Genomic DNA, 20,070 nt, shown 5'->3' on the forward strand with positions numbered 1-20,070 from the left:
AATTGATAAGAAAATTTAATTATAATTAAACATAAATAAATTAAATACGAAAATTGGATGTTTTAATCTTTTTTCAGCTCGTCAATCATATTTTGTAGTTCCTGAATTTTATCTTTCAATAATTTAATCTCATTTTTATTGGAACTTACATTGCTTTTTAAAATTGCTTTTTTAGCTTTTTCTATATGATCTTCATCATCTTCATCTTCGTTGATCTCTTCGATATCTTCCTGAATATCCTCAATGTCTTCCGTTATTTCTTCAATATCTTCGCTGATCTCTTCCAAATCTTCCTGAATATCTTCAATATCCTCACTGATTTCCTCAATATCTTCCTGGATGTCTTCAATTTTTTCATGACTTTTATTCACCGACATCTGAATAAGAATTGAAAGATATATTGCCTCTAAAGAAAGCACGGTTGTAAGCACCAAAAGCATTTTATCAAAATCAACAACACCAAAACTAGGCAGCAAAAATGCAGTAAGAAATAGCAATGTGTGAATGATGAGAGAAGGTATAGAACCAATCCATGAAGTGATTCCGTCTGCCATTTTTTCTAAAAATTCTATTCTTTCGTGTGATGTTTTCATTATTTTTTGTTTAAAATAATTCTTTTGTTACTCCCAATCCGAATAAGGCAAAATCATATTTTGCAGGGTCTTTTTCATCAAATTTTCTGATAATATCGTCCAGTTCCAAAACCGTTTTCCAATCATTCTGTGTTCTTGTAATTAAACCTAATTTTCGCGAAATATTTCCGGTATGAACGTCTAAAGGTATGGATAAATGTTTTGAATCAATATTCTCCCAAATTCCAAAATCTACTCCACGATTGTCATTTCGCACCATCCACCGCAGAAACATGATAATTCTTTTTGAGGACGAGTTTTTATATGGCGAACTGACATGCTTGTGGCTTCTGTGTTTTTCAATATTTAAAAACTGAGCCCTGAATCTTTCAATAGCGTGATAAAAATTAACTTCTGAATCTTTAACAATAAATAAATTTTCAAAACTTTCATTTTCACTGTAAATTCTGTTGAACTGTCTTATGAAATATGTGAAATCTTCACCATTAAATGTTCTGTGTATACTTCTTCCTTCAATTGATTTCAAATCATTTTCAGAATAATTTTTTACAAAATCATAGGGAGAATTCCCCATCATATCAAGCATCTTTTCAGCAGATTTGATAATCGACTTTCTGTTTCCCCATGAGATCGTAGCTGCCAAAAAACCGGCAATTTCAATATCCTGCTTTAAAGAAAAACGATGCGGAATCTGGATGGGATCATCCTGAATGAATTCAGAATTATTGTAAATATCAGCTTTTTCGTTCAAAAAATCTTTTAACTCTTCAAAATTCCACATAACAGCTTAAATTTTCACAACTTCCAGAGCTTTTGGCAAAAACGTATTCGGAAAAACAGTTCTCGCTTCATCTGTGAACACCGTTAAGTCACCATATCTGTTAGAAAAATGACCCAAAATCAGTTTCCCGACTTTGGCTTGTCTTGCAATTCTCGCTGCTTCCAATGCTGTTGTGTGGCCTGTATAATCAGCCATTTCCTTTAAATCATGCAAAAAAGTAGATTCATGATACAATACAGTGACATCTTTTATGATAGGAATTACAGATTCCAAATATCTTGTGTCGCTGCAGAAAGCATATGAAACAGGTTGAGCAGGTTCTGTTGTCAGAACTTCATTTTTCAGGATATATCCGTCGCTTAATTCAAAATCTTTTCCGGCTTTCAGATTGTGATAGTCGCAGGTTTCTATTTCTTTATATTTTGAAATTTCCTGCATATTGAGATGCCTGTCTTTTTGTTTTTCTTTAAAAAGATAACCGTTACAGTAAATCCTGTGATCCAACGGAATCGTATAAACCTCTACTCTATTGTCTTCATAAATTTTTTCGGAATAATCTTTATCCAATTCATGATAAATCACTTCAAAACCTCGATGGGTTTCAGTAATGGTAAAGATAGTTTCCAGCATTTTTTTAATTCCTTTCGGACCGTAAACATGCAACGGAACGTCTCTTCCCAACAGGCGAAACGATGCGATCAATCCCGGCAAACCAAAACAATGGTCACCGTGAAGATGAGAAATGAATATATGATTGATTTTTGAAAATCTTGCTTTTGCTTTTCTTAACTGTACCTGCGTTCCTTCACCACAATCGATCAGGAAACATCTTTCTTCCATTTCCAGAAGCTGCGCTGTTGGCGATGTATTGACGGTAGGAATAGCTGAATTAAAGCCTAAAATGGTTAAATAAGTACTCAAATCAATAGTTTATTACGAGCAAATGTACGACAAAAGTTTGAGGCAAAGGTTGATGAAGGTTGAGGTGAGTTTTAAAAACTGCTATTTGTAATTTTATCTAAATCTTTCCCTAATCCTTTACTTTTAAAAATTCTAAAAACAAATCTAAAGCCTGTTTTCTGTGGCTTATCTGGTTTTTATCTTCAGGATTCATCTCTGCAAAAGTCATTTTGTAACCTTCCGGAACAAAAATAGGATCATAACCGAAGCCTTTATATCCTTTATTTTCGTCGAGTAAATTTCCATGAGCTCTGCCATCAAAATACTGAGCACCGTTTTCGTCGTAATAACATAAAACTGTTATGAAATAAGCTTTTCTGTTTTCAACATCTTCCATTTCGCTCAAAACTTTTGCAATATTTTTTGCGAAATCATGATCTCCGGCATAACGTGCGGAGAAAATCCCCGGTCTTCCGTCCAAAGACTCTACAACCAAACCGCTGTCATCTCCCAAACTTGGAATTCCTGTTTTTTCAAAGCAATATTTAGCTTTAATTAAAGCATTGGCGTTAAAGGAATCTCCATCTTCCACAATTTCTTCATGTATATTGTAATCTGTCAGACTTTTAACTTTAAATTGATCACCTAAGATCTGCTGAATTTCTTCTTTTTTATGTATGTTGTGTGTAGCAACTAATAATTCCATGATAATTTTTTATTTTATTTAAGCACCGAATGTACAAATAACACCAATAAACGGGTGTAAATCATTTGAGCCATCCGTGTTTAGATTTAAATTTCCGAATAATGCACTTTATATTTTTTCATAAATAAATAAGAGAACAGTGAAAAAAGTACAATTCCAACTCCTAAAATTATCCATTCAGAAACTTTGAATGCTTCTGCAAAACTTTCATTTTTTGTGTAAAATATCAAGATTGAAGAACAAAGATTGTTAAAACCGTGCAAAAGCATGGGTAAAAGCAGTGATTTAGTTTTATAATACACCAAACCTAAAACACAGCCCAATAAAACTGCACCTACAAACTGCCACGGATTTCCGTGCACTAAACCGAAAATAATTGAGGCAAAGATAATCGCTTTCCAGGGCTGCATTCCATTATTGATCATTCCTTTCTGAATAATTCCCCTGAAAATAATTTCTTCAAAGATCGGTGCCATAATCACCGCTGTAATGATCATTACAACCGGATCGTCGGTCAGCTGCTCCATCAATTTCGTGAAAAAATCGTAGTATTCCCCAAAAAACGGTCCAGTGATCGGAATTTGAGAAGTGACAAACTCACCAATAAACATCATTCCCAACATCATCGGAAATATGAGTAGGTAAGTATAAAAGTTAGTTGGAGAAAAATTAAAATTCAGTTTCTGTTTTGTTTGCAGCCGAACGACAAAAAAATCGAAAAATGCAATCGAAGAGAGAAATACAACAGCATTTGAAACCATCAAAAACCAATCTTTGTATTGCAGATTTTCTTTGAAAACCAACATCCAGAACACATTAAAAACTCCAACAGCTATAGAGCCAACTACAAAACCTGCGAATAATATCAACCCTCCAATCCAGGTGAATGTAAATTTCGGGTATCTGCTGTTTTCCATTTTTTAAATTTGAAAAACAAAGATAATTGATTTTATGAAAATACAGGATAGTAAAGCTGTTTTGAAACAACTTTCATTTATTATCAACGATTTATCTTATCTATTTAGAACTTATAACCTATTTTAAATTATTTTTCTGAAGTATCTTTGCACCTTAATTTTTTATGAATATGGATCATGCAGTCAAACAGCCAGAAAATGTTAATTTACCATTGCTAACATACGTTGGTTTCACTTTTTTAGGATATTTTATTATAGGTTTATCACTTTCCGTCCTTCCGATTTTCATCAGTAGAAATTTAGGTTTCAGTTTGGTTATTGCGGGACTTGTTATCAGTTTACAATATGTTGCAACATTCTTTTTGAGAGCTTATTCCGGAAAAATCATTGATGGAAAAGGTCCGAAACTCGCTGTTTTATTTAGCATGCTAAGTTTTTCATTGACAGGGATTTTTCTGGTTCTGGCTTACTATTTTAAATTTTCACCAATAATCAGTTTAGGATTTTTAATTATCAGCCGTCTATTGACAGGTTGTGGAGAAGGGATGATTGGTGCAAGTCCAATCAATTGGGCAATTATGGCATTGGGCGAAAAACATACTGCAAAAATTATTTCTTACAACGGTGTTGCGTGTTACGGAGCTTTGGCAATCGGTGCTTCACTCGGAGTAGTTATCGAACATCAATTTGGTCTTTACGGCATCGGAATTCTTTCTATCATCGTTGGATTTTCAGGTTTTCTTTTTGCTAAAACAAAAACAAACTACACCAATTCACACACTCAGGATTCTCAATCTTTCTGGAAAGTTTTGGGAAAAGTTTCGCCTTTCGGAATTTGTCTGGCTTTGGGAGGAATTGGCTTTGCAAGTATTTCTACTTTTATCACATTATACTACAACTATTTTCATTGGAATAACGGTGCGCTTTGTCTTACTGTTTTCGGTGGATTGTTCGTTGCCGGAAGATTGGTTTTTAGCAATGTCATTAATAATTATGGTGGAATCAGAGTCGCAATTGCTTGTCTTTTAGTAGAAGCAATCGGACTTTTAATCATATCATTCGCTACGAATTCTGAGATGGCACTTTTTGGAGCGGGCGTGACGGGATTAGGATTTTCATTAATTTTTCCTGCGCTTGGGGTTGTGGCTATTAAAAGTGTTTCGCCTTCAAGTCAGGGATCAGCGTTGGCAGGTTATGGACTTTTCATTGATCTTTCTCTTGGTGTTGCAGGCCCATTAATTGGAGGTGTTGCCGATATTTGGGGAATGAAATATATTTTTCCATTCAGTGCTTTGATGGTTTTTCTAGGTTTGGGAGTTGCTTATATTCTTAAAACAAAATTGAGTTTCAAAAAGTCTTAAAATACGATTTTCAGAATCCGATAAAAATCCCGATTTTTGCAAATTCAAAATACACTATGTCAGACTTAATCAAAGAAATAGAGAAAAGAAAAACATTCGGAATTATTTCTCACCCCGATGCCGGAAAAACCACGCTTACAGAAAAACTGCTTCTTTTTGGAGGAGCCATTCAGGAAGCCGGAGCCGTAAAATCGAATAAAATTAAAAAGGGAGCTACCTCCGACTTTATGGAAATCGAACGACAGAGAGGTATCTCGGTTGCGACTTCCGTATTGGCATTTGAATATAAAGGTTATAAAATCAACATTCTTGATACTCCCGGTCACAAAGATTTTGCTGAAGATACCTACAGAACCTTAACAGCTGTAGATTCTGTAATTGTTGTCATCGACGTTGCAAAAGGTGTTGAGGAACAGACAGAAAAATTGGTGAAAGTTTGCAGAATGAGAAACATTCCGATGTTGGTTTTCATTAATAAACTTGACCGTGAAGGTAAAGATGCTTTTGATCTTTTGGATGAAGTTGAGCAAAAATTAGGTTTGAGAGTTGTTCCGCTTTCTCTTCCGATCGGTATGGGTGCAGATTTCCAGGGCATTTACAACATCTGGGAAAACAATATTCAGTTATTTTTAGAAGAAAAAAAACAAAAAGTAGGTGAAGCGATCAAATTTGATGATATTAATGATCCTACAATCGATGAAATCATCGGTACAAAAGCTGCGAAGAATTTAAGAGAAGAATTGGAATTAATACAATCTGTTTATCCTGAATTCAGCCGTGAAGATTATATGAATGGTGATCTGCAGCCTGTTTTCTTTGGTTCAGCTTTAAATAATTTTGGAGTTCGTGAATTGTTGGATGCATTCATAGAAATTGCTCCGATGCCACAACCAAAAGAAAGCGAAACCCGTATGGTGAAACCTGAGGAATCTGCATTTACAGGATTTGTTTTTAAAATTCATGCCAATATGGATCCTAAACACAGAGACCGTCTGGCTTTCGTGAAAATCGTTTCGGGAACATTCAAAAGAAATGAGAATTACTTGTTGGTAAGAGAAGGTAAAAAGATGAAATTCTCGTCGCCGAATGCATTCTTTGCTGATAAAAAAGAAGTGGTAGATGAAAGTTTTCCGGGAGATATTGTCGGACTTCACGATACAGGAAGTTTTAGAATTGGCGATACTTTGACGGGTGGTGAAAAAATCAGCTTCAAAGGTATTCCAAGCTTTTCTCCGGAACATTTCAGATATATCAATAACAATGATCCTTTAAAGGCTAAACAATTAGCAAAAGGTATTGATCAGTTGATGGATGAAGGTGTTGCTCAGTTATTTACACTTGAAATGAACAACAGAAAAATCATTGGAACGGTCGGAGCTCTTCAATATGAAGTTATTCAGTATCGTTTGGAGCATGAATATGGAGCAAAATGTACTTACGAACCACTTTCTATGCACAAAGCTTGTTGGGTAGAAGCTGACGAAAAATCTGAAGAGTTTAAAGAATTTGCCAGATTAAAACAGAGATTCCTTGCAAGAGATAAATACAATCAATTGGTATTCTTAGCCGATTCATCATTTACAATTCACATGACACAGGAGAAGTTCCCGAATGTGAAATTACATTTCATTAGTGAATTCAAACAGAATTAATTCTTATTTAAAAATAAAAAAACCGTTCAAATGAACGGTTTTTTTATGCTTGTTATTAATATAATAGATTTTATTTATTAAGCATCAATAGTTTCTTAACAATCTTCTCATCATCTACTGTTACATGAATCATGTAAGCTTCTGTAGGAAGAGTTCTTAAATCAATCTTCTCATCTGCTCTGTTATCAACAGTTCTTGAGAAAATATGTCTTGTTCTTTTTGGTACTACTAATTTTCCGTCCATTGAATAAATTTCATAAGTTACTTTATATGGAGCAGGAAGCCTGTTTGCGTCAAACTTCGGTGGGAAATCAGTTTTAATGTAAACATAACCGTCATTTGCAGGAACTGGATAAATCATCATGCCCTGGAAAATTGGTGATTGAGGACCACTTGGAGTTCCTGGACTTCCTGGATTTCCACCTCCTGGGTTTCCACCTCCCGGAGGAATTACAACTGCTGATGAATTGATGGTAAAGTTTTGTGAATTTACATTTAAAAATACATTATCAATAGCCTTCACCATAATTCTGGCATTATTCGTAATAGTGCCAAGTCCACCTGCAACAGTATAATTATATGAACCACTATTAGGAGTACTTGCCACCAATACAGTAGGGAATGTAAGACCACCATCTTTTGATAATAAAATGGTTACATTCGGCGTACTTACAGGTGCTGCTGTTGTATTCGCAACATCCCAAGTAATTGTTTGTGACTGACCTTCATTCCAAACAATTCCAGCTGTATTCTGTGAAGTAACTACAAAAGGTCCTGCAGTGGATACTACTGTTAGTTTCACATCATCACGACCAGTTTGGCCTCCTAATGAATTATTATCTCTTACTAACACCGAAAAGTTAAGTTCTCTTGCAACAGAAGGAAGAACTTCCCAAGTACTCAATGTAGATGGAGTTACAATGACAGGTAATTTTGGAAAATATCTATAATTTACAGCGGTAGGGCTAAAAGATCTAAATAATGGACCGGCTGCAAGAGTAGAAGCTGGTGGTGCTGTAGCAGCAACAGTCCCCGGATCTATCTGTTCCCATGTATAAGTAAGTGAATCGTTATTTGCATCTGTTGCTGAAGCAGTTAAAACAAATGGGGTACTCTTAGGAATACTTTTATCTAAACCGGCATTTGCAATTGGTTCTGCATTATTTATCGATGTTTTTTCACCACAGGTAGAAGGTGATCCTGTTCCTGTAAGCGTTGTATACATTTCTCTTATACTAACTGCGTGGTAATAAGCATCACTATTATTTTGAACATTTGGTGCGCAAATTCCGGCATATCCCATAATAGTACTTGCACTTCCAGGCTCTATGGACGTAGGGCCATTTCTATTACAACCATTATTCTGAGTATGCTTAGCACCAAATTGATGTCCCATTTCGTGAGCAACAAAATCAATCACGAAAGGATCTCCTACAGGAATGGCAGACCCCGTAACACCACCTGCTTTGCTGGTACCACATACAGAAGGAGTAGCAGCTAAACCGTTATCATTACCCGCCGTTGCTCTGAAAAACAAGTGTCCGATATCATAGTTTGCCGCACCAATTACAGAAGTGGTTACTGAAATGTTCTCATTAAGCATTTGAGCAGCATCCAATGTGTTAAAAGTATCAGTACTGATGAAAAATAATGCATCTGTATTGGCTATAAGTTGTAACCTTATAGACATATCCCTTTCAAAAACTTCATTAAGACGGGTAACTACTAAATTAACAGCCGCAAGAACGGCAGCTTTTTTCTGAGCATCTGTTCCTGTACCCACACCAGCCTGTCCTGCGATATAAGCAGTGTATTCTATTGTTGTTGTAATTGAAAGTCTGTACTTTCTTTTAAGTCCGTCAATAACTGTTTTCTGAGCAACAGCCGCCGCTGCATCTTTCAGGTCGCTGTCACCATTAAAAAGACATTCAAACTGATTCAGTGATGATGCTTTTTTTCTGTCATACATTTTGTAGACATTATTATCTTTGGTATGAGAATCGATATAGTAAATACCATTATCATTTCTCACCATACCATTGAATCCGAAATAAGGATCTATGGTAAATCTCAACAGTGATGACTTATCATCTTTTTTGAATCCTATGTAAGATCTTACCTCAGAATATCTGTTTTGAAGATCAGGATGCATCGTTGATGACTCATAAACTTCATAAGTATCAAAACCTCCCTGCAGATTTGGGAAATTAAGAAATACTCCTTTTACAGCAGGATATTTTTCTCTTTCCGGAGCATTCTTAAGCTGATTCTGAATGTCGTTGACATTAAGTGTAAATAAAGAATAATCAGATAACCTCACATTATTCTCACGTACTTCACTGTTTACTTTAGAATCAAATTTCTTCCAATGATTTTGCTGAGCAAATCCTGTAGCCGATAAGACAAGCAGGGAGCCCAGAATTAGTAGTTTTCTCTTCATATTTTTTTCAATTTTTTTAATTTTTCTGGAGTAAAAGTTTTACATCTGTCGGAATTTCACCATTTACTCTCAGGATTAGTATGGGATTGTTTTGTTTGCTTAATGAATATTCACTGTTGCCTATTTCTTTATAATAAACCTTTAAAACAGAGTTGTCTTTCTCCATTTTAATAACTTCAATGTCACCGTATTTCTGTTTTATTAATGTGGGCTTCAGCAAAAGAAAAAATTCATCTTCAGAAAGTGTAGGTATAGGTTCTGATCGCGAAAACTTCTTATCAGCTAACTGGCTATAAATATCTAAAGTTTCACTAAAAGTTGTAATTACCCTATATTCTCCCAGCGGAAGATTATAGTTTGATCTTTTCACCTCAGAAAAAGTTATGTTTCCTGCTTGCTTGCTCATTGATGTTTCTGCTTTTATATCACTTTTTACCGCAGAAATATTTCTGCAACTGTATCCTGTAGCAATCATAAAAAACGATAATACTAAAAACCAAGCACGTTTCATTATTAAACTCTCAAAAAGCAAAGGTAAATATTATTATATTTCCAAAGAAAGTTTTTTTTTAACATTTTTAACATTTAACATAAATCTTTGTAAAAGTATTGTAAGTAATTTACAATTTACTGATTTTCAATATTATAAAATTTTACTAAAATCATACATTTCATTTACAAACCATCGGATCAATAAGATTCTAATTTTACTTCAACAAAAAAATAATCTTATGAAAAAGTATATTTTATTAGTAGCTGTGAGCAGCACTTTTATCATGTGTAAAAAGGGAGAAGCTGCAACATCTCAAATGGAAAACTCTGTACCTTCTGCAGACAGTACTCTAGCAAACGTTACAGACAAAGTGAATTCTGTAAGTAAAAATGCTGAAGCTGTTTTGGATTCTGCAAGTATTAAAATTAAAGATTTTGAAAAAACAAAAAGTGAAGCAGACGAAAAAATAGAATCTACCTCAAAAAGTATTGATTCGCTATCTGAAAAGATTGCTCATATGAAGCTTGAATCTAAAACAGAAGCGAAAAAAGATTCATCCAGTAAAAAGACTGAGAGAATTGTTGTGAATGTACCTGCTCCGAAAATTATTAAAGAAACGAAGATCATATACAAAGACAAACCAAAAACAAATTCTGAAGTTTTGACGGTTTCAAAAAACAAAATGCTGAAATCGGGAATCCTTGAACTTAATGTAAACAATGCAGAAACTGCTAAAGAAATCGTAAAAGAGCAGGTGAAAAAATATGACGGTTTTATCAGAAGTGAAAATATTTCTCTCAACAATAACGACAAGAAGATCGCTTATCTGAAAGTGAAAGTTCCGATCCAGAAGTTTGATTACCTGATGGATGATCTCAGTTATAATATTGGTGAGGTTGAAAATAAAGGCATCGATGTTTCAGGTCAGGATTTCGTCAACAATACTTTATGCGATGTAGAAATCACTTTATACGGAACTGATTCAAATCTTGCCATAAAAGATCAACCGGAAAGTTTTGGCGCAAAATCACTGGCTGCAGTTGCGTCCGGATGGAATGTTATCACTTCTATTTTCCTGTTTATTCTTCCGCTTTGGCCTTTATTTTTAATTTCCGGAATTGCCTATTATTTTTACAAGAAGAAAAACAAAAACCTTCCGGGAAACAATTCCAACTAAAAAAATTAATAAAATTTTAAGACAAAATGATTTTCGAAAAGAAATTCCTCATACATTTGCATCAATAAATGTTAAAGTTATAATAAAAACCAGATTATATTTAACCTAACAAGGTAAATACAATCAAAGAATAAAGAATTTAATATTTCATATATTATATATTTGTGATTTGGTGTAAAGTAAAAGGCTCTCGATTTGAGAGCCTTTTATGATTATTTCATGTTCACTATTTTGTCTACAATATACTTTGTGTTTCCTCGCCACGGCAAAGTCCCGTTGTATTCTTTGTAATGAAGATCAAAGGTTTTTCCACTGTTGAGCTCCAGTTGCTTGAAGATTTCGGGATCTTGTACCGAAAATTCAAATTCATAACTTGTTATTGTTCCGGTTTTTCCTCTTCCGAAACCTTCCTGAATCAGTTTGCCTTCATAGGTTTTAAAAACATAGCCTTTATTGATGGCATAATTCAGGTATCCGGATTTCACACCTTCTCCGAAAACGAAGAAAAATTTATACCAGATAAAAACTCCCACAAGAAGTAAAATGACTCCCAAAGTGATTAACCAAGATTTTTTCATACAAGATATTTAGTGTTTTTAAATTTACGTTGATTATTTTGAAATGCTTCTCGAAATTACAATTTTCTGAATTTCAGAAGTTCCTTCATAGATCTGAGTGATCTTCGCATCTCTCATCAGCCTTTCTACGTGATATTCTTTTACATATCCGTATCCACCGTGAATTTGTACAGCTTCAATCGTAGTATCCATTGCAACCTGAGAAGAATACAATTTTGCCATTGCTCCGATTTCTGAAATATCTTTACCGGCATCTTTTTCTACTGCAGCTTTAAAGCAAAGCATTCTTGCAGCTGTAATCTGAGTTGCCATGTCTGCCAATTTGAAAGCAATTGCCTGATGATGGATAATTTCAGTTTTAAAAGCTTTTCTTGTTTTGGCATATTTAAGAGCCATTTCGTAAGCTCCGGAAGCAATTCCTAAAGCCTGAGAAGCGATCCCTATTCTACCACCATTCAACACAGCCATTGCAAAATTGAACCCGAAACCATCTTCACCGATTCTGTTTTCTTTAGGCACTTTTACATTGTTGAAAAGCAAAGAATGCGTGTCACTTCCTCTGATTCCCAATTTATCTTCTTTTGGTCCGATCTCAAAACCTTCCCAACCTCTTTCTACGATGAAAGCGTTGATTCCTTTATGTTTTTTCTCAGGATCTGTCTGTGCGATTACAACATAATAAGAAGCTGTTCCACCATTGGTGATCCAGTTTTTAACTCCGTTTAAAAGATAATAATCTCCTTTGTCTTCTGCAGTAGTTTTCTGAGAAGTTGCATCAGAACCGGCTTCCGGCTCAGACAAAGCAAATGCTCCGATTACCTGACCGCTTGCCAGAGGTGTAAGATATTTTATTTTTTGTTCCTCAGAAGCATATTTTTCCAGACCTGCACAAACCAATGAGTTATTTACAGACATTACAACCGCTGCAGAAGCATCAATTTTTGCAATCTCTTCCATTGCCAAAACGTAAGAAACGCTGTCCATCCCGGCTCCGCCGTATTTAGGATCAACCATCATTCCCAAAAGCCCCATTTCTCCCATTTTTTTCACCTGCTCAGTAGGAAATTTCTGGTCACGGTCTCTTTCTATTACTCCCGGTAAGAGCTCGTTTTGTGCAAAATCTCTTGCTGCCTGCTGAATCATCAGCTGTTCTTCTGATAAATTAAAGTCCATAAAAATTATAATTAGATGGTCGTAAATTTACACTTTTTAACGAAATCTGAAAATACTAAGAGAACTTAGTATAGTGAACTTCAAATTTCACTGTATTGATAGGCTTTTATCATTGAAATAAATATTAAAAATTTCTGTATACATCTGATCTTTTTGCACTTAATTATTTATTTTAAAAATCTAAATTTATAATTAAAAAAAATGCTTATATTTAAATTCTTTACTAAATATATAATAAATTATGTCAATTAAAAGATTATTCGATATACCCCACCTTGCTTTAGAAAAATTTCCCAATGATGTTATGTTTGCCACAAAACACCAGGGAGAATGGCAAAAAACCTCAACACAGGAATTTATCAATCAGGGAAACAAGATTTCAAGAGGTCTTTTGAAACTAGGAATAAAACCCGGAGATAAAATTGCTTTGATTACAACTAATTCCCGTACAGAATGGGCTGTGATGGATCTTGGACTATCACAGATTGGTGTAGTTTCTGTACCGGTTTACCCAAGTATTTCGCCGGAAGATTATGAATTCATCTTCAACAATGCTGAAATAAAATACTGTTTTGTTTCAGATAAGGAACTTCTTGCGAAAGTGATGAAGATCAAACATAATGTATCATCTCTGCAGGGTATTTTTACGTTTGACAACGTCACAGGAGCAGCAAACTGGAAAGAAATTCTGGATCTTGGTGAAGACGATTCTACCCAAATTGAGGTGGAAGACCTTTCGAAAGCCATCAACACTCAAGATCTGGCAACTTTAATATACACTTCCGGAACAACAGGAAAACCGAAAGGTGTAATGTTGACCCATGAAAATATAGTTTCGAATGTTTTAGGCTCAATTCCGAGAATCCCAAGAAAGAAAAGTTTAGATTATAAAGATACAAGGGTTTTAAGCTTTTTGCCGATCTGCCATATTTTTGAAAGAATGCTTTTTTATCTGTTCCAATACAATGGTTTTTCAATTTATTTTGCTGAAAGTATTGATAAGATGGGCGAAAATGTAAAAGAAGTAAAACCTCATTACATGAGTGTTGTTCCTCGTTTGGTAGAAAAAGTTTATGACAAAATCTACAACACAGGTTCATCGGCAGGTGGTTTAAAACAAAAAATATTCTTCTGGGCATTAAATTTAATTCAGAAAAAGAAAGAAGTTACAAAACCTTCAGGTCTGTCTGAAATTATTGCCGACAAACTGGTCTTCAAAAAGTGGAGAGAAGGTTTAGGAGGTGAGATCATCACTTTAGTTTCAGGTTCTGCAGCTTTATCAACAAGATTAAATTTAATGTTTCAAAATGCGGGAATTCCGATTCTTGAAGGATATGGCTTAACGGAAACATCACCCGTAATCTCAGTAAACTCTTTTGGAAAAATGAAAGTGGGAACTGTGGGACATCCTTTAGATAATTTAACGGTAAAAATTCAGGAAGACGGTGAAATTACCGTAAAAGGGCCTTCTGTATTTAAAAGTTATTTTAAAAACGAAGAACAAACTAAAGAAACATTCACAGAAGACGGATTTTTCAAAACCGGAGATATCGGACATATCGACAGTGAAGGATTTTTACAGATCACCGACCGTAAAAAGGAAATGTTTAAAACTTCCGGAGGAAAATATATTGCTCCTCAAACGATTGAAAATTTAGCCAAAGCTTCAAAATTTATAGAGCAGGTAATGGTTGTTGGTGATGGCGAAAAAATGCCTTGTGCATTTGTACAGCCAGATTTTGAATTTGCCAAAAACTGGGCAATGAGAAACAACCTCAACATCGGATCTACTCCACAGGAAATTGCCAAAAGCCCCGAACTGAAAGAAAGAATTGAGAAAGAAATTCATAACATCAATGAGCACTTAGGAAATTGGGAGCAAATAAAGAAAATCGAGCTTACTCCTGAAGTCTGGAGCATTGAAAGCGGACTTCTCACTCCTACTCTCAAACTGAAAAGAAAAGCCGTAAAAGAGAAGTTCAAAGATCTTTACGATAAGATGTATGATCATCATGATTAAATAAATAAATGAAACCGTTTCAGTTTGAAGCGGTTTTTTTATTTCTTAATTCCTACACAAATTCATCATGTTTTACTTTATAAAAACGATCAAACGTCCATTTTGTCATTCCGGAGGAATCTAAGCAGTATTTTTAGATTTATTGCCTAGATCCTCCGGAATGACAAACATAGTGTAAAACAGAAACGGCTTCAAAAATTTGAAGCCGTTTTCTATTTTTATAAAAGAATCTGAATTAAATTTTATTAGAATTTAATTACAGCATTCATTTTTTCAGTTTCTTCGTTTACTAACTCGTCGTCAACAAGAATTTTCCCTGAATGCTCATCAATGATGATTTTCTTTCTCTGAGCAATTTCCATTTGCTTTTGTGGCGGAATTGTGAAGAAAGAACCTTTCGGAGCACCTCTTTCAAGACCTACAACTGCAAGACCTGTGGAAGAATTAGCTCTGATTCTGTGGTAAGAAGCCAATAATCTTTCGTCGATTTTAGAAGCAAACTCTTCAGATTTTGTGATCAGATACTCTTCTTCTTTCTGAGTTTCAGAGATCAGACCTTCCAATTCTTCTTTTTTGAATTTAAGGTGATTTTTAAGATCATCGATTTTAGAATTCAACTCGTTTAAAGTTTCTTCTTTGTGACCGATCTTAGCTCCGAATTCTTTAATTCTTTTTTCAGAAAGCTGAATCTCAAGTTCCTGATATTCAATTTCCTTTCCTAAAGCTTCAAATTCTTTATTGTTTCTTACGTTATCCTGTTGAGATTTGTATTTATCGATTAAAGTTTTTGCGTGGTTGATCACCTCATTTTTGTTGCTGATCTGATCATTCTGCTCTTTAATCTCTGCGTGAAATTTTTCCGCTCTCTTTTCCAGGCCTTCAATCTCAATTTCAAGATCTTCAACCTCGATTGGCAACTCTCCTCTTGTATTTCGGATCTCATCCAATCTTGAATCGATGATTTGCAAATCGTATAAAGCTCTTAATTTTTCTTCAACTGAAATTTCGGTGATTTTTGCCATATCTATAGGAAATAATTTACTGGGTTTGTTTTTTCACTAGATTTTAAGACTGCAAATGTACTAAATTTTTGTGACAAAATTTCAAATAATTGTTGACTTACCAATTGCTCCGATTCGTAATGTCCGATGTCGCAAATCAGCATTTTAGATTCTGCCAGAAAATAATCGTGGTATTTGAGATCTCCCGTAAGATAAGCATCACATTTTTTTGAAAGTGCAGCTTTTATCCCGCTTGCTCCGGAGCCGCCCAAAACACCTACTCTTTTGATTTTTTTATTGTTTAAATCTGAATGTTTAATGATATTTAAATTAAATTTTTCCTTTACAAAATTCAGGAAATCCTTTTCATCTACTTCAGTTTCAAACTCGCCGTACATTCCCAATCCTGAATATTGATTATCATTTTCCAGCTGATAAATCTGATGTGCTACTTCTTCATAAGGATGTGCAGATTTCATGGCAGCAACAATTTGATTTTGTTTAAATGATTCAAAAATCACAGAAATCATTTCTTCGTCGGCATTTTCACGAACATTTTGCTCTCCAGAAAAAGGATTTGAACCTTCGATCGGTCTGAAAGTTCCTTTTCCTTCTATTTTAAAACTGCATTCGTCATAAAATCCGATATTTCCGGCTTCTGCAGAGAAAAGTGCTTCTTTTACATTCTCAGAATGATCTTTTGGAACAAAAACGGTCAATTGTTTTAAATTATTTTTTTTAGGCTGAAGGATTTTCAGATTTTTCAAACCTAAAAGATTGCAGATTCCGGCATTCACTCCATGAAAATCATTGTCAAAAGCTGTATGGATGGCATAAATCGCCACTTTGTTTTCTATTGCTTTTAAAACAGCTCTTTCAACATAATTTTTACCGGTCAGAGATTTCAAACCAGAAAAAATAATCGGATGAAAACATACAATTAAATTACAGTTTCTGTGAATTGCTTCATCTACAACATTTTCCAGGGCATCATGACAAACCAGAATACCGGAAACGTTGCGTTCTGGTAATCCACAAAGAAGTCCTACGTTATCAAAGTCTTCTGCCTGTGAAATGGCAATGTGTTTTTCTATCTCTGCAATTACTTTTTGTATTGTCATTTTATTATGTATGTTTGTTACGAAAATAGGGATAATTTGCTAAATTTAAAAAAAACTCTGATCATGGAGAAAGAACACAATCTTGTTCCGGGAGATAAGCTCTGGAAAAGATTCCTGTACCGCGTGATTTACCGCTCAGATACAAAACTGGGCAAATTGTTTGACGTTGCACTTCTCTCTCTTATTCTCGTGAGCACTTCTATCATTATGATGGAAAGTATCCCGAAGCTCGACAAAAAGTTTCATGTTTATTTTATTATTTGTGAATGGATCATTTCTGTAATTTTTACTGCAGAATATTGGATGAGAATAGCTGTTGTAAAAAATAAAAAGCACTATATTTTCAGCTTCTTTGGGATTATAGATTTTCTTTCACTGGTTCCTTTTTATCTGAGCTTCTTTTTTCCTGTTACCAAATATTTTCTGATTTTCAGAATGCTGAGAATGCTGAGGATTTTCAGGATTTTTAATTTGCTGGATTTTATGAATGACGGCTTTGTGATAATGAGAGCCTTAAAAAACAGTTCAAGAAAAATTTATATTTTCCTTTTATTTTTAATTATATTTTCGGTTATCGTCGGCTCGCTAATGTTTATGGTGGAAGGCGGAAGACCAGGTTTTGAGACGATTCCGCAATCGATTTATTGGGCTGTAGTAACAGTAACGACTGTAGGTTACGGAGATGTTTCTCCAATTACACCGATGGGAAAATTCTTTGCGGTGATACTCATGTTGGCTGGTTATTCTATCATTGCGGTTCCTACAGGAATTGTCACTGCCGAAATGAGAAACAAAAGACAGAACCTGGAATTGATCTGTGAACGGTGCGGAAATGAAGATATTGATGATGATGCTAGGTATTGCAAACAATGTGGCAAGAAATTAGCATAGTATCTCTTATCAAATAATATATTAATCTAAATATCTAAAAAATCATGGAACCACAAAAGAAAAACAAGCCCAACAGTTTAGTGATTATCTTATTCGCTTTAGTTATTTTAATGATCATTATCTATTTTATACTCGTTATGTTTTTCCCTACAGTATTTGACCTTATGAACACGGGAGACATAAAACCAGTACCGCCTTCAGAATAAAATCAATTTTACACATAAAAAAAGGATGCAGTTAATTATTTACCTGCATCCTTTTTTACTTTTTATCTGATTCGATCTATTTTTTAATAATTTTTACGGATTGTTTAGAACCATCTTTCATTATCAAAGTTACAATATACATCCCGGATTTCAAATCATTTAAATGAATAACTGAATCCGGATGTTCCACAGTTTTCACAGTCCTTCCAACCATATCTGTCACAGAAATAGATTTTATATTTTCAGCATCCGAAATATTGATCACCTCAGAAAATGGGTTTGGATAAACTTTCACTTTCGTCTTTACCTGCGAAATTTCTGTAGCTGCGAGGAAATCTGACACCATATTAATTGTGAAAGTGTCTTCCAGTTCATTCTCAGTATCGTCATAATGGCCAACGTTTACATAGTATGTAGTTCCTAAAATAGTAGGTACAGAAAGTATTTCCGTTTCGCCATCACCGCCACTGTCTTCAGTATCTATACAAGTAAGTGAGGAACAACTTCCTGTAAACACACCTACTTGCGGATCAAAAGAACTTCCTGTTGGCAATGATACGATAACATCAACATTCCCTCCATGTCCTACAAAACTGAACCATGTTCCGTCATTCATTCCATCTGTACAGGTTGTTAAAAATCCTGAATTATTAGTAGCTCCTAAAGCATCATTCTGAGTATAAGAATATGGAAAAGAAGTTGCAGACAAAGCTCCGGAACACGCATCATTTGCAGGCGGTGGCGGAATCGTTCCTACACAGATATCAAAACTCTGATTGCTTCCTGCACCATCATAACTGTAAACCCTGACATAATAAGTTGCTCCAACAGTCAATCCTGTAACCATAGAAGAAGCCGGATCGGAACATAAAATACTGTTCAAATTACCACAAGTTCCGCTAAAAACCTGAAAATAAAGATCATCATTATTTGTTGTACCTATGGATTCAATATTATTAAGAGAAATTTTATGTGAAGTTGATGTAGCGACAAATTTAAACCAGACATCATCATCAGGATCTCCATAACAAGGAGCGGCAGCTAGTCCTGAACTTGTTGCTCCTAAAGTATAGCCTTGTGTAGAAGCCGTACAGACTGCATTAGGATTAACAGTTAATGTAATTGCATTGGCACATTCATCGTTTGCAGGCTGTCCCGGTGTTGTTCTAAACATCACTGATGAGCATCCCTGTGATTCTCCTGAAGCGTTTACTGCAACTACTTTTATATAATAAATGGTGTTCGACGCTAAAGTTACGGGAAGTAAAAGACTATTGGTAGTAACAGATTGTTGATTGACGACATTTGAACCACCACTCGTTGTACCTACAGAAACTTTATAGCTTGTTGCTCCCGCAACTGTATTCCATTCGATAGTCGGTGACAACGGGATATAATTTGCATTATTGGAAGGATAAGCAACATCCGGACAAGCAATAGTTGAACTTGCATTTAAACCATTAAAAGTAATCACAGATTTTTTGTTATCTAAAGATCCACCCGGAGGAAATGAAGGATTTGGATTCGTATTATCATTCTGATAATACAGAATTGAACCCGGAGTGGAATCATACCCATAAAAAGCATCATCAAAACCATTCTCATCATAGCCTGCAGAATTTTCTTCGGCAGCAACTACCAAGTTATTCAAATTATTATAGGCGAAAGGCACTGGAAAAACAATTGTCACGACTCCGTTTACATTCGTAACCGTTCCTGAAAAAACCTGCGTGAGCTGAGAAACAGGAATCCAGTCTGAGCTGGATGTAAAAGTAGTTTTTGAAGTGGTTCCCAGATATATTACCCAACTTGAAGAATTGGTAATACTCGATGACGGACTCAGATAAAACTTAAGACCTGTAATATTTCCTGCCGCATTCGCATTGATCTCGTTTTTTGTGAAGATTTGCTGAACATACGAGTATTCATAATAAGTACTTATTGGTGCAACCCCGACTGTAGTACTTCCTGCACCCAAAGTAATTTGGGCATTTAAAGCCATATTTAATAAAAACAGGCATAAAAGTAAAATTTTTCTCATAACCGAACACATTAACTAT

Annotated in this window: 17 protein-coding genes; 5 read left to right on the plus strand and 12 right to left on the minus strand. The window is 34.8% G+C overall.

Features of this window, described 5'->3' with window-relative positions; genetic code table 11:
* Positions 1-62: 62 nt before the first annotated feature.
* The 5 genes from K0R77_RS02995 to K0R77_RS03015 form a co-directional block, all read right to left on the minus strand.
* Positions 63-593 (minus strand): hypothetical protein, encoded by a 531-nt coding sequence (locus K0R77_RS02995; RefSeq protein WP_300347335.1) that lies wholly within the window; start codon positions 591-593, stop codon positions 63-65.
* Between the two features lie 10 nt (positions 594-603).
* Positions 604-1,374 (minus strand): TIGR02757 family protein, encoded by a 771-nt coding sequence (locus tag K0R77_RS03000; RefSeq protein ID WP_300347338.1) that lies wholly within the window; start codon positions 1,372-1,374, stop codon positions 604-606.
* 6 nt (positions 1,375-1,380) lie between these two features.
* The gene (locus K0R77_RS03005; RefSeq protein ID WP_300347343.1) at positions 1,381-2,295 is read right to left on the minus strand and encodes a ribonuclease Z; all 915 of its coding nucleotides are present in this window, start codon (positions 2,293-2,295) and stop codon (positions 1,381-1,383) included.
* A 109-nt stretch (positions 2,296-2,404) separates the two neighbouring features.
* A complete protein-coding gene (gene rdgB / locus K0R77_RS03010; RefSeq protein ID WP_300348339.1) occupies positions 2,405-2,986 on the minus strand; it encodes an RdgB/HAM1 family non-canonical purine NTP pyrophosphatase in 582 nt (193 codons plus the stop codon).
* Between the two features lie 80 nt (positions 2,987-3,066).
* Positions 3,067-3,897: a type II CAAX endopeptidase family protein gene (locus tag K0R77_RS03015; protein WP_300347349.1), complete on the minus strand. Its 831-nt coding sequence runs from the start codon at positions 3,895-3,897 to the stop codon at positions 3,067-3,069.
* Positions 3,898-4,067: 170 nt separating this feature from the next.
* Here K0R77_RS03015 and K0R77_RS03020 point away from each other — a divergent pair, with 170 nt between their 5' ends.
* Together K0R77_RS03020 and K0R77_RS03025 are read left to right on the plus strand one after the other, a co-directional pair.
* The gene (locus K0R77_RS03020; protein WP_300347357.1) at positions 4,068-5,258 is read left to right on the plus strand and encodes an MFS transporter; all 1,191 of its coding nucleotides are present in this window, start codon (positions 4,068-4,070) and stop codon (positions 5,256-5,258) included.
* 56 nt (positions 5,259-5,314) lie between these two features.
* Entirely contained in the window at positions 5,315-6,910 is a 1,596-nt protein-coding gene (locus tag K0R77_RS03025) for a peptide chain release factor 3 (protein WP_300347364.1), read from the plus strand.
* A 70-nt stretch (positions 6,911-6,980) separates the two neighbouring features.
* Here the strand turns inward: K0R77_RS03025 and K0R77_RS03030 are convergent, their stop codons facing one another.
* Both K0R77_RS03030 and K0R77_RS03035 read right to left on the minus strand, forming a co-directional pair.
* Complete coding sequence (locus K0R77_RS03030; RefSeq protein ID WP_300347369.1) at positions 6,981-9,350, minus strand: reprolysin-like metallopeptidase; 2,370 nt, start codon at positions 9,348-9,350, stop codon at positions 6,981-6,983.
* Positions 9,351-9,366: 16 nt separating this feature from the next.
* The gene (locus K0R77_RS03035) at positions 9,367-9,861 is read right to left on the minus strand and encodes a hypothetical protein (protein ID WP_300347375.1); all 495 of its coding nucleotides are present in this window, start codon (positions 9,859-9,861) and stop codon (positions 9,367-9,369) included.
* Between the two features lie 220 nt (positions 9,862-10,081).
* Here K0R77_RS03035 and K0R77_RS03040 point away from each other — a divergent pair, with 220 nt between their 5' ends.
* The gene (locus tag K0R77_RS03040; protein WP_300347382.1) at positions 10,082-11,020 is read left to right on the plus strand and encodes a DUF4349 domain-containing protein; all 939 of its coding nucleotides are present in this window, start codon (positions 10,082-10,084) and stop codon (positions 11,018-11,020) included.
* Between the two features lie 212 nt (positions 11,021-11,232).
* Here K0R77_RS03040 and K0R77_RS03045 read toward each other — a convergent pair whose 3' ends face one another.
* Both K0R77_RS03045 and K0R77_RS03050 read right to left on the minus strand, forming a co-directional pair.
* Positions 11,233-11,598 (minus strand): hypothetical protein, encoded by a 366-nt coding sequence (locus K0R77_RS03045; RefSeq protein ID WP_300347385.1) that lies wholly within the window; start codon positions 11,596-11,598, stop codon positions 11,233-11,235.
* A gap of 33 nt (positions 11,599-11,631) precedes the next feature.
* The gene (locus K0R77_RS03050) at positions 11,632-12,771 is read right to left on the minus strand and encodes an acyl-CoA dehydrogenase (protein WP_263001303.1); all 1,140 of its coding nucleotides are present in this window, start codon (positions 12,769-12,771) and stop codon (positions 11,632-11,634) included.
* A 241-nt stretch (positions 12,772-13,012) separates the two neighbouring features.
* On the opposite strand from K0R77_RS03050, the gene K0R77_RS03055 reads away from it, so the two are divergent.
* A complete protein-coding gene (locus K0R77_RS03055; RefSeq protein WP_300347396.1) occupies positions 13,013-14,791 on the plus strand; it encodes a long-chain fatty acid--CoA ligase in 1,779 nt (592 codons plus the stop codon).
* Between the two features lie 245 nt (positions 14,792-15,036).
* Here the strand turns inward: K0R77_RS03055 and K0R77_RS03060 are convergent, their stop codons facing one another.
* A complete protein-coding gene (locus tag K0R77_RS03060) occupies positions 15,037-15,813 on the minus strand; it encodes a hypothetical protein (protein ID WP_300347404.1) in 777 nt (258 codons plus the stop codon).
* A gap of 2 nt (positions 15,814-15,815) precedes the next feature.
* Positions 15,816-16,913 (minus strand): Nif3-like dinuclear metal center hexameric protein, encoded by a 1,098-nt coding sequence (locus tag K0R77_RS03065; protein WP_300347424.1) that lies wholly within the window; start codon positions 16,911-16,913, stop codon positions 15,816-15,818.
* Positions 16,914-16,976: 63 nt separating this feature from the next.
* Here K0R77_RS03065 and K0R77_RS03070 point away from each other — a divergent pair, with 63 nt between their 5' ends.
* Entirely contained in the window at positions 16,977-17,804 is an 828-nt protein-coding gene (locus K0R77_RS03070; RefSeq protein WP_300347434.1) for an ion transporter, read from the plus strand.
* Between the two features lie 282 nt (positions 17,805-18,086).
* Here the strand turns inward: K0R77_RS03070 and K0R77_RS03075 are convergent, their stop codons facing one another.
* On the minus strand, positions 18,087-20,051 hold the full coding sequence (locus tag K0R77_RS03075) for a T9SS type A sorting domain-containing protein (protein WP_300347439.1): 1,965 nt from the start codon (positions 20,049-20,051) through the stop codon (positions 18,087-18,089).
* Positions 20,052-20,070 lie beyond the last annotated feature (19 nt).

Origin of the sequence: Chryseobacterium sp. (assembly GCF_029240215.1) — a bacterium.
Taxonomy (GTDB): Bacteria; Bacteroidota; Bacteroidia; order Flavobacteriales; family Weeksellaceae; genus Chryseobacterium.

Coding starts and splice junctions, on each gene's coding strand:
- K0R77_RS02995 (WP_300347335.1), bottom strand. CDS start 593: ATGAAAACATCACACGAAAGAATAGAATTTTTAGAAAAAATGGCAGAC.
- K0R77_RS03000 (WP_300347338.1), bottom strand. CDS start 1,374: ATGTGGAATTTTGAAGAGTTAAAAGATTTTTTGAACGAAAAAGCTGAT.
- K0R77_RS03015 (WP_300347349.1), bottom strand. CDS start 3,897: ATGGAAAACAGCAGATACCCGAAATTTACATTCACCTGGATTGGAGGG.
- K0R77_RS03020 (WP_300347357.1), top strand. CDS start 4,068: ATGGATCATGCAGTCAAACAGCCAGAAAATGTTAATTTACCATTGCTA.
- K0R77_RS03025 (WP_300347364.1), top strand. CDS start 5,315: ATGTCAGACTTAATCAAAGAAATAGAGAAAAGAAAAACATTCGGAATT.
- K0R77_RS03030 (WP_300347369.1), bottom strand. CDS start 9,350: ATGAAGAGAAAACTACTAATTCTGGGCTCCCTGCTTGTCTTATCGGCT.
- K0R77_RS03035 (WP_300347375.1), bottom strand. CDS start 9,861: ATGAAACGTGCTTGGTTTTTAGTATTATCGTTTTTTATGATTGCTACA.
- K0R77_RS03040 (WP_300347382.1), top strand. CDS start 10,082: ATGAAAAAGTATATTTTATTAGTAGCTGTGAGCAGCACTTTTATCATG.
- K0R77_RS03045 (WP_300347385.1), bottom strand. CDS start 11,598: ATGAAAAAATCTTGGTTAATCACTTTGGGAGTCATTTTACTTCTTGTG.
- K0R77_RS03050 (WP_263001303.1), bottom strand. CDS start 12,771: ATGGACTTTAATTTATCAGAAGAACAGCTGATGATTCAGCAGGCAGCA.
- K0R77_RS03055 (WP_300347396.1), top strand. CDS start 13,013: ATGTCAATTAAAAGATTATTCGATATACCCCACCTTGCTTTAGAAAAA.
- K0R77_RS03060 (WP_300347404.1), bottom strand. CDS start 15,813: ATGGCAAAAATCACCGAAATTTCAGTTGAAGAAAAATTAAGAGCTTTA.
- K0R77_RS03065 (WP_300347424.1), bottom strand. CDS start 16,913: ATGACAATACAAAAAGTAATTGCAGAGATAGAAAAACACATTGCCATT.
- K0R77_RS03070 (WP_300347434.1), top strand. CDS start 16,977: ATGGAGAAAGAACACAATCTTGTTCCGGGAGATAAGCTCTGGAAAAGA.
- K0R77_RS03075 (WP_300347439.1), bottom strand. CDS start 20,051: ATGAGAAAAATTTTACTTTTATGCCTGTTTTTATTAAATATGGCTTTA.